Genomic DNA, 8974 nt, shown 5'->3' on the forward strand with positions numbered 1-8974 from the left:
TCTGCCGGAGCGGTGTTAAGGTAGGCCAAGGCCGAAGGGAGTGCCGGGGGACGTAATGAGCGACGACGCGAAGGATGCTGGCCTCGTGGCCATGATCAGCAGCATCCTGGGGGGCAACAAGCGCGCAGACGTGGTTGCTCCGCCGCCGCTCACCGAGGTTCCGCCGACGGCCCCGACGCATGGATTTGAGCAGGTCGCGGCGCCGATCCCCGATACCGAACCGCCCGATCCCGCGCTCAATGCCGCGCCCGCCGCAATCAGGCCGGCCGAACCGCCCGCGAAGATCGCCACGACACCGGACGGCAGGCAATTGCTGCCCGCGGAAGCCATTGCCGATCTCGTGCTCGGCGAGCTCCGCAAGATCGAGGATTTCCCGGCGACCGGCGTTTCCGTCACGGTCTATGGCTACCGGCACTGGAACGCCATGATCACCTTCGCGCCGTTCTCGACCAGCCTCCAGAACGCGACCCGGTTCCGCCAGGCCGTGCCGGATCTCGTCTTCAAGCTCCGCCGTTTCGTCGCACTTGAGATATAGTCTTGGTGATCTAGACAGTTCGACAGGATCTTGAATTGAGCGTCGCCTTTACCAAGGAAGAAAGCGCCGAGACTGCGTCCGAGACGCTGTTGCCGGATCGCCCGATCTCGCCCCATCCGAACCTCGTGACGGAGGCCGGCCTGCAGGCCCTGCAGACGCAGCTTCAACAGGCGCGCGAGGCCTATGAGGCCGCGCAAGCCATCGACGACGTCAACGAGAAACGCCGCCAGTCGGCGGTGCCGTTGCGCGACGCCCGCTATCTGACCGAGCGGCTGCGCACCGCGCAGGTCGTCGCGAAGCCGGAGTCGTCAGATACCGTCGCCTTCGGCAGCACCGTCACCTTCAGCCGCGCCGACGGCCGCGTGCAGACCTATCGCATCGTCGGCGAGGACGAAGCCGATCCGAAGGCGGGATCGATTTCGTTCGTCTCCCCGGTCGCGAGGTCGCTGATGGGGAAGGCGGTGGGGGATGTCGTGGGCTCGGGCGCGCAGGAGATCGAGATTGTATCGATTGCGTAGGATGGCCTTCGCTGTGTCCGCGAAAAAGAGCCCGATGGTTGGATGAGACGGTTTCTGTCGGGAGCGTTGCCGTTCTACGCGCTGGCGGGACTTGCCATGTGCATGTACCTCGTCCTGTACAGGACGAGCCTGTTTGACCTGAACGCGATCGTGCAGGGCGCAACCGGGTCACCGTGGTTTCCGGTGTTCATGTTCGTGTGCGTGCTGCTGGAGTCGGTCTTCCCTTACTTCGGCTATTTTCCAGGAACCGCGCTCATCCTGATGTCGGTGGCCCTCAATCCGAAGGCCGCAGATGTCTCCGTTTTCATCATGGCGTGGCTGGCCATCATCGTGGGCGCCGTCTTGAGTTACGGTCAGGCGCGCTTCTTCAGACCGCTGCTGCAGCGGGTCGCTTCAAAAGCGGCCCTGAGCCGATGCGAATCTCTCCTCGACACCTATGGTCCCTACGCGCGCATTGCCTTGTTCGTTCATCCCAACGCTTGTGCGATGTACTTCACGGCACTCGGGCTGCTTGGCGGCAACCTGACGCGGGAGCTCGCCCATCTCTGCCTGGGTGCAGCGGCTTCCGTCGGCATCCTGTTCGTCATCGTGACCAGGCTCGTGTCGTCGGTTGGCCCCACCGATGACGGGCAATTGCAGGTGCTGCTGGCCGCGGCGCTGGTCGCGATCGGGACACTCGTCGGTCTCTACGCGGCGTGGCGGCCGCAGCGGGCGGCCTGAAGGTTGCTTCCCGTGTGCGCTAACCGCCGGTTCTCATCTCTTGCTCGTCATTGCGAGCGCAGGCAAGCAATCCAGAGTCTTTCCGCGGAGGGATTCTGGATTGCTTTGCGGAGCCTGTCAGCGGGCCGCGCTTCGCGCGGACCCGTTGGCTCGCAATGACGGCAGAAGATCATGCAGGAAAGATCACGCGCGGCTCGGCCCGCAGCGTGGGATACCGGATCATGCCATCATGCCGCTGTTTTGCCCGACGGAGCAAATGGGAATTCGGAAAAGGCGTATCCCATTGATCCGACTGAGGTCGGCTACTGTGCATGAGGTTGTTTTCGAGATTTTGGAGCGGACGGTCCCGAATAGCCGTCAGGCCTACGGTGATCGTCGCAACCGGGAAAGCTTCAGGAAAATGGATGGTGGGCGCACAAGGGATCGAACCTTGGACCTCTCCCGTGTGAAGGGAACGCTCTCCCGCTGAGCTATGCGCCCGGGACCATCATGCAGGCGGCCGGACTTTCGGCCGGCCGACGCATTGGAGCCCGCGATTTAGAAGTGCAGGCTTGAGGTGTCAAGTTTCCAGGCGCCTCAGGTGCGGAAAACCTTGCCTCGGCCAGGGAAATCCGCATTTTCGCCCGCTTACGCGCCCTGCTGGCGGGCGCGGGAGGCATGGGCCTGGAGCGCGCGGATGCGCTCGGCCAGCGTTCCGCCGCCCTCCGGCAGGGTGCCTGTGGCCGCGCCGTTGGTCGCGGCGTCGTTGGCGGGGCGGGGCGCCGGCTTCGGCGGCTGGCCGGCTTCGGCCGCGAGCAGCGCCTCGATTGGCGAGTTCGGGCCTTCGAGCTGCATCGCGAGCTTTGCGACTTCCGCGGCGATGTCGTTGATGCGCTCGCGCAGCAGCGCGTTCTCCATCCGCTCGGTCGCCCAGGAACTCTCCGCCTGCTGCTGGATCGCGTTGATGTCGCGCTGGAGTTTTGCGCGCTCGTCGCGCGCGGAGCGGAGCTGCTCCTCCAGCGCGGTCTTCTCCGCGCGTAGCGCCTCGAACGCGGCCGACGATTTGCCGCCGCTCAGGGCGGCGATCTCGACGCGCAGCTCCTTGACGGTGCGCTCCGAAGTCTCGCTGGCCTGGCGGAGCTGGTTGTTCTCATAGTCGCGCTCGGCGAGCAGCTTGCCCTGCGTCGCAAGCCGGCCCTCGAGGTCGGCGACGCGGCCCGACAGCATCTCGGCTTCCTTCACCTGCACGAGGAGCTGGCGATCGAGGTCGGTGACGCGCTGGCTTAGATTCTCGACGCGGCCGCGCGCCTCGCCGAGTTCGCGCGAGGCGGTCTCGGATTCGGTGCGTTCCTGCGCCAGACGCGCTTGCGTCGCGGCAAATTCCTTCTCGGCATCGCCGACGCGGTTCTTCAGCTCCTCGATCTGCGTGCGCACCGCGACCAGCTCGACCTGGCGGCTCTCCGCCATCATCGATCGGTCGGACAGTTCGGAGTTGATCTTGGCGAGCTCGTTCTGCTTGTCGGTCAGCGCATTCTCGGCGCCGCGCAGGGCTTCGGTCTTGGCGGCGAATTCCTCTTCGGTGGCGCGCAGCTGCTCCTTCACCGCCTTCTCGCGCGCCTCCAGCGCGAAGATCGTGGCGTTCTTCTCGCCGAGCTCGATCTTCATGCGGTTGATGGCGTCACTCTTCTTGCCGAGCTCGGCGAGCTGGCTCGTGGTCTTGTTCTTGAGCTGCTCGACGCTCATCTCGAGCCGTCGCGCCGACATGGCGAATTCGGCGCGGAGCTGGTCCTTGTCGGCCTGGATCTCGGCCATCGACAGCGGAGTTGCGGCCTCGAGCCGCCGCGTGGTCAGACGCACCGCGCGGTTATGCACCAGCGGCACGATGGCAAGCCCGCACAGCATCGCCAGCAGGAAACCGATCGCCAGGTACATGATCGGTTCGACCATGGGCCAGAACTCCCAAGCTTAAGGAAAAATTCACCAACGACAATGCATGCGGGGCCAGCAAAAAGCCAGCCCCGGCCTATCGTTAACCTTGATCCATCAGGGGATGGAAGCAGGCGCCTAGAACGGGTTCCAGGTCGCGCGCGGCGTATACTTGAGATAGCCGATATTGGCGCCCAGCCGCAGCCCAAGGCCCGAGCGGATCGGCACCAGCACGATGTTGTTGGCGGTCAGCGCCGTCATGCCGAAGCCGCCGATGATATAGGCCGAGCCGTCGAGGCCGGCGAAGCGCTGGTAGATCGCGTTGGTGGCGGGCAGGTTGTAGACCAGCGTCATGGTGCGCGCGCCGTCGCCGCCCCAGTCGAAGCCGAGCGAGGGACCCTGCCAGTAGACGCGCAGGTCGCCGGCATTCTTGGTGTAGAGCGTGCCTTCGCCGTAGCGCAGGCCCGCGACGAAGGCGCCGGAGCCTTCCTCACCCAGGATATAGCCGTTCGGCAGGCCCCACTGGCTGACGGCCTTCTCGATGATCGAGGCCAGCCCGCGCGACACGTTGCCGAAGAAGCGGTGGCCGGCCGTCACCAGCTCGTCCGGCCCATAGGTGTTGGGCGTCGGGGTGCGCTGCGGCGGCGGCAGGTTGGGCGGCGGCGGCTGCTGGGCGGAGGCCGGCACGATCCAGCCGACCATCGCGACAAGCGCGAGCGCAGCAAGGCGTGATGCGAAAGTCATAAAAGAACCCCTGGTATCGAATCCGTTCGCTTCCTTAACCTGACGCCAACAGGCACGGCCCTAGGTTGCGCCGGATGTCCCCTCGACTCGGATGTTATCCGCAGCAACTATGACGGCACAACGGCAGGAAGATAGCCCTTTGCGCCCCGGAATTGCCTTGATCGGCCGCCTCGTCTGCCTGCTGGCGGGCCTTTGGATCGCCTGCCAAGATTTGCCGGTCCAGGCCGCCACCACCGAACGGATCGTCGTCAACCGTTTCTCGGGCGTCGCCATCGAGGGCTTCGACCCGGTGGCCTACTTTGTCGATGGCGCGGCCGAGCAGGGGACGGCGGAGTTCGAGGCCAACCTCTGGGGTGCGGTCTGGCGCTTCCGCAACGAGGGCAACCGGGCCTCCTTCCTGGCCCATCCCGAGGTCTATGGGCCGCAATTCGGCGGCTATGACCCCGCCGACATCGCCCGCGGCGTCACCATCGCCGGCAACCCCCGCTTCTTCGCGATCGTGGCGCAGCGGCTCTATCTGTTCAGCCGGGAAGCCAATCGCGACGCCTTTGCCGCCAGCCCCGAGCGCTTCCTCTACGAGGTCGGCAAGCGCTGGCCGGCGCTGCAGGAGCAGCTCAGTCAGTAGCAACCTGCGGCCTGCGGGTCGCCCCAGGCGATGAACTCCGGGATGATGAAGCCGGCGTCGCGCCGCTGGCCGAAGCTGAGCGCGCCGCCCTTGCCGTCGGTCACCCTGCCGCCGGCCGCGGTCACGACCGCGCAGCCGGCCCCGACGTCCCATTCCGAGGTCGGTCCGAAGCGGGGATAGATGTCGGCGCTGCCCTCTGCGATCCGGCCGAATTTCACGGCGGAGCCGCAGGTCTTCCTCACCGCGTTGGGCCTGTTGTCGATGAAGGCCTCGCTTATGGGATCGCCATGCGAGCGGCTCACTGCCGCGACCCAGGGCTCGCCCTGGGCCGGCAGCTTGCGGGTGTGGATCGGCGCGGCGGCGCCGATGGTAGCGCCGTCAAACGTCACGCGTTCGGCGCCGCGGCCGACAATGCCGCGCCAGAGCAGCCCGAGTGCGGGGGCGCTGACGATGCCGAGCAGGGGGACGCCCCGAGTGATGAGGGCGAGGTTGACGGTGAACTCGTCGCGGCCGGCGACGAACTCCTTGGTGCCGTCGAGCGGGTCGATCAGGAAGAAGCTGCCCTGAAACGGCGGCGAGGCGAGCTGGGTCCGCTCTTCCGACAGCGTCGGGACGTCGCCCGCAAGCCGGGCCAGGCCGTCGGCGATGATGCGGTCGGCGGCGAGGTCGGCCTCGGTCACCGGCGAGCCGTCCTGCTTGCCGTCGATCCGCATCGCCGCGCGGTTGACGGCGAGGATCGCTTCGCCCGCCTTCACCACCAGCGCGGTCAGCGGCTCCATCAATCCGGAGGCGGCCTCGGCGTCGATGATCCTCACCTGCATGCCTCATTCATCGGCAAGTCTCTTTTGTCAGCAAGTCTCGCCTCTCTCGGTTGATTCGCCGCCGCTGTTATGGCCGCTTCGAACCTATCGCAAGCTAGCTGCCACAGGCTGGCGAATGTTAGAACCCGCAGCATCCGTCAAGCATGCGTGATTCGCGGCGTCCAGCGCCGTGCAATTCCAGGAACCCTCCAGGACCCCATTATATGTCTGACGCCTCGTCGCCCGCGACCGTTACTGCTCCCGATATGCTCGAACTCGCCGCGCTGCTGTGCTCGCGGGTCTGCCACGATCTCATCAGCCCCGTCGGCGCCATCGTCAACGGGCTTGAAGTGCTCGACGACGATCCCAAGCCGGAAGACCGCGAATTCGCGCTCGACCTGATTCGCAAGAGCGCCAAGACCGCCTCCGCCCNNNTCCAGTTCTGCCGGCTCGCCTTCGGTGCCGCCGGCTCGTCGGGCGCGCAGATCGACCTCGGCGATGCCCAGACCATGGCGAAGGGCCATATCGAGGACGGCAAGTGCTCGATCACCTGGAACCTGCCGCGGCTCCTGCTGCCTAAGAACCGCGTCAAGCTGCTGCTCAACATGCTGGTCGTGGCCCAGCACACCATCCCGCGCGGCGGCATGCTGACGATCGATCCGATCGGCGAGGGCGAGACGATGAGCTTCCGCATCACCGCGACGGGGCACAATGCGCGCCTGCCGCAGAACATCTCCGAGCTCCTGAGCGGCGAGCGCGGACCTGCCGCGGATGCGCACGCGATCCAGCCTTATTATACGCGGCTGCTCGCGCAGGCCTGCGGGCTCACCGTGACGCTCAAGCCGGAGGGCGAAGCGATCATCGTTACCGCTTCGTAAACGCGCGCGCCGCGCGTTCAGAGGTTAATCGGATCTTTACGAGGCGCTTCGGCTTGTCCGGAGCGCCTTATCTCTTTGTTGGTTCCGTTCTTTTCCACATACTCAACCAATATTAAACGCTTTGCGGTGAAGCTGGCCCCATTCCGAAATGGCGCATCACGTCTCGTGCGCGCCCTCCCTGTATGAAGGCCTGTTTTCATGGATGATCTGTTGCGGGAGTTCTTGACGGAGACCAGCGAGAGCCTGGACACCGTCGACAATCAGCTGGTGAAGTTCGAGCAGGAGCCGAACAACGCCAAGATCCTGGATAACATCTTCCGCCTGGTCCACACCATCAAGGGGACGTGCGGCTTCCTCGGCCTGCCGCGGCTCGAAGCGCTGGCGCATGCCGGCGAGACGCTGATGGGCAAGTTCCGCGACGGCATGCCGGTCACGGCCGAAGCGGTGACGGTGATCCTGTCCTCGATCGACCGCATCAAGGAGATCCTGGCCGGCCTGGAAGCGACCGAAGCCGAGCCTGAAGGTACCGACCGCGATCTCATCGACAAGCTGGAAGCGATGGTCGAGCAGGGCATGGCCGCGATGGCCGCCGGCGCTGCTGCTCCTGTCGCCGACGCGCCGCCGCTGGCGCCGGAAGCGCCTGTTGCCGCCGCGCCCGCCAAGGCGATGACCACGGGCTCGCTGGTCGACCAGACCCTGGAGCGTCCGCTGCGCCCCGGCGAAGTCTCGCTCGACGAGCTCGAACGCGCCTTCCGCGAGACCGCGATCGAAGCGCCGGTCCCCGCGCCCGTCGCCAAGGCCGAGCCGGCACCTGCGCCGGCTGCCGAAGCGCCGGCACCTGCCGCCAAGGAAGCTGCGAAGGAAGCTGCGAAGGAAGCCAAGGCGCCCAAGGCCGCGCCGAAGAAGTCGATGGCCGACGAGGGCGCCTCCGAGGGCGACCGCATCGCCAACCAGTCGATCCGCGTCAACGTGGATACGCTGGAGCATCTGATGACCATGGTCTCCGAGCTGGTCCTGACCCGCAACCAGCTTCTGGAGATCTCCCGCCGCAACGAGGACACCGAGTTCAAGGTGCCGCTGCAGCGCCTCTCCAACGTCACCGCCGAGCTGCAGGAAGGCGTCATGAAGACGCGCATGCAGCCGATCGGCAATGCCTGGCAGAAGCTGCCCCGCATCGTCCGCGACCTCTCGAGCGAACTCGGCAAGCAGATCGAGCTCGAGATGCACGGCGCCGACACCGAGCTCGACCGCCAGGTGCTCGACCTGATCAAGGACCCGCTCACCCACATGGTGCGCAACTCCGCCGATCACGGCCTGGAGACCCCCGCCGAGCGCCTGGCGAGCGGCAAGGGCGAGCAGGGCACCATTCGCCTGTCCGCCTATCACGAGGGCGGCCACATCATCATCTGCATCGCCGACAACGGAAGAGGTCTCAACACCGAGAAGATCAAGGCCAAGGCGCTCTCCTCCGGTCTCGTCACCGAGGCTGAGCTCGAGAAGATGAGCGAAGCCCAGATCCACAAGTTCATCTTCGCGCCGGGCTTCTCCACCGCGGCCGCCATCACCTCGGTCTCGGGCCGCGGCGTCGGCATGGACGTGGTGCGCACCAATATCGACCAGATCGGCGGCACCATCGACATCAAGTCGGTGGCCGGCGAAGGCTCCTCCGTCACCATCAAGATCCCGCTGACCCTCGCCATCGTCTCCGCCCTGATCGTCGAGGCCGCCGGTGACCGCTTCGCGATCCCGCAGCTCTCGGTGGTCGAGCTGGTGCGGGCCCGCGCCAACTCCGAGCACCGCATCGAGCGCATCAAGGACACGGCGGTCTTGCGTCTGCGCAACAAGCTGCTGCCGCTGATCCATCTGAAGAAGCTCCTGAAGATCGACGACGGCGCGGCGTCCGATCCCGAGAACGGCTTCATCGTGGTCACGCAAGTCGGCAGCCAGACGTTTGGCATCGTCGTCGATGGTGTCTTCCATACGGAAGAGATCGTCGTGAAGCCGATGTCGACCAAGTTGCGTCACATCGACATGTTCTCCGGCAACACCATCCTGGGCGATGGCGCCGTCATCATGATCATCGACCCCAACGGCATTGCCAAAGCTCTCGGCGCCGCCGGCTCCTCGGCCCATGACATGGGCGACGAGAACGGCGCGCACCACATCGGCTCGGGCGAGCAGACCACCTCGCTGCTGGTGTTCCGCGCCGGTTCGTCCCAGCCCAAGGCGGTCCCGCTCGGCCTCGTCAC

At 65.9% G+C, this 8974-nt stretch carries 8 protein-coding genes, 1 tRNA gene and 2 pseudogenes; 7 read left to right on the forward strand and 4 right to left on the reverse strand.

The window, feature by feature from the left end:
- The first annotated feature begins 55 nt into the window (after nt 1-55).
- From A5906_RS30210 to A5906_RS30220, 3 genes are read left to right on the forward strand one after another with little or no spacing between them, the layout of a single operon-like run.
- Complete coding sequence (locus A5906_RS30210) at nt 56-535, forward strand: hypothetical protein (RefSeq protein ID WP_080138860.1); 480 nt, start codon at nt 56-58, stop codon at nt 533-535.
- A 35-nt stretch (nt 536-570) separates the two neighbouring features.
- Nucleotides 571-1053 (forward strand): transcription elongation factor GreA, encoded by a 483-nt coding sequence (gene greA, locus A5906_RS30215; RefSeq protein WP_080138861.1) that lies wholly within the window; start codon nt 571-573, stop codon nt 1051-1053.
- Nucleotides 1054-1095: 42 nt separating this feature from the next.
- Nucleotides 1096-1773 carry a hypothetical protein gene (locus tag A5906_RS30220; protein WP_080138862.1) on the forward strand — a complete coding sequence of 226 codons (678 nt, stop codon included), beginning with the start codon at nt 1096-1098 and terminating at the stop codon, nt 1771-1773.
- Between the two features lie 405 nt (nt 1774-2178).
- Here the strand turns inward: A5906_RS30220 and A5906_RS30225 are convergent.
- The 3 genes from A5906_RS30225 to A5906_RS30235 all read right to left on the reverse strand — a co-directional run bounded on the left by A5906_RS30225 (nt 2179) and on the right by A5906_RS30235 (nt 4422).
- A tRNA-Val gene (locus A5906_RS30225) sits at nt 2179-2253 on the reverse strand.
- A gap of 147 nt (nt 2254-2400) precedes the next feature.
- Entirely contained in the window at nt 2401-3699 is a 1299-nt protein-coding gene (locus A5906_RS30230) for a coiled-coil domain-containing protein (RefSeq protein WP_080138863.1), read from the reverse strand.
- A 117-nt stretch (nt 3700-3816) separates the two neighbouring features.
- On the reverse strand, nt 3817-4422 hold the full coding sequence (locus A5906_RS30235; RefSeq protein ID WP_080138864.1) for a DUF1134 domain-containing protein: 606 nt from the start codon (nt 4420-4422) through the stop codon (nt 3817-3819).
- A gap of 139 nt (nt 4423-4561) precedes the next feature.
- Here A5906_RS30235 and A5906_RS30240 point away from each other — a divergent pair, with 139 nt between their 5' ends.
- A complete protein-coding gene (locus A5906_RS30240; protein WP_080138865.1) occupies nt 4562-5047 on the forward strand; it encodes a YHS domain-containing (seleno)protein in 486 nt (161 codons plus the stop codon).
- Here the strand turns inward: A5906_RS30240 and A5906_RS30245 are convergent.
- Entirely contained in the window at nt 5041-5868 is an 828-nt protein-coding gene (locus A5906_RS30245) for a 3'(2'),5'-bisphosphate nucleotidase CysQ family protein (RefSeq protein WP_080138866.1), read from the reverse strand. The two genes, A5906_RS30240 and A5906_RS30245, sit on opposite strands and share 7 nt — an antisense overlap.
- Before the next feature lie 203 nt (nt 5869-6071).
- On the opposite strand from A5906_RS30245, the pseudogene A5906_RS45305 reads away from it, so the two are divergent.
- The 3 genes and pseudogenes from A5906_RS45305 to A5906_RS30255 all read left to right on the forward strand — a co-directional run.
- Nucleotides 6072-6279 (forward strand): annotated as a pseudogene (locus A5906_RS45305) (histidine phosphotransferase); the annotation flags it as partial.
- Between the two features lie 3 nt (nt 6280-6282).
- Nucleotides 6283-6725, forward strand: a pseudogene (locus tag A5906_RS30250) (histidine phosphotransferase family protein); the annotation flags it as partial.
- A gap of 198 nt (nt 6726-6923) precedes the next feature.
- The coding region (locus A5906_RS30255) for a chemotaxis protein CheA (protein ID WP_080137407.1) at nt 6924-8974 on the forward strand (2051 nt) is incomplete at its 3' end.

Source organism: Bradyrhizobium sacchari (assembly GCF_002068095.1).
GTDB classification, from domain to species: Bacteria; Pseudomonadota; Alphaproteobacteria; order Rhizobiales; family Xanthobacteraceae; genus Bradyrhizobium; species Bradyrhizobium sacchari.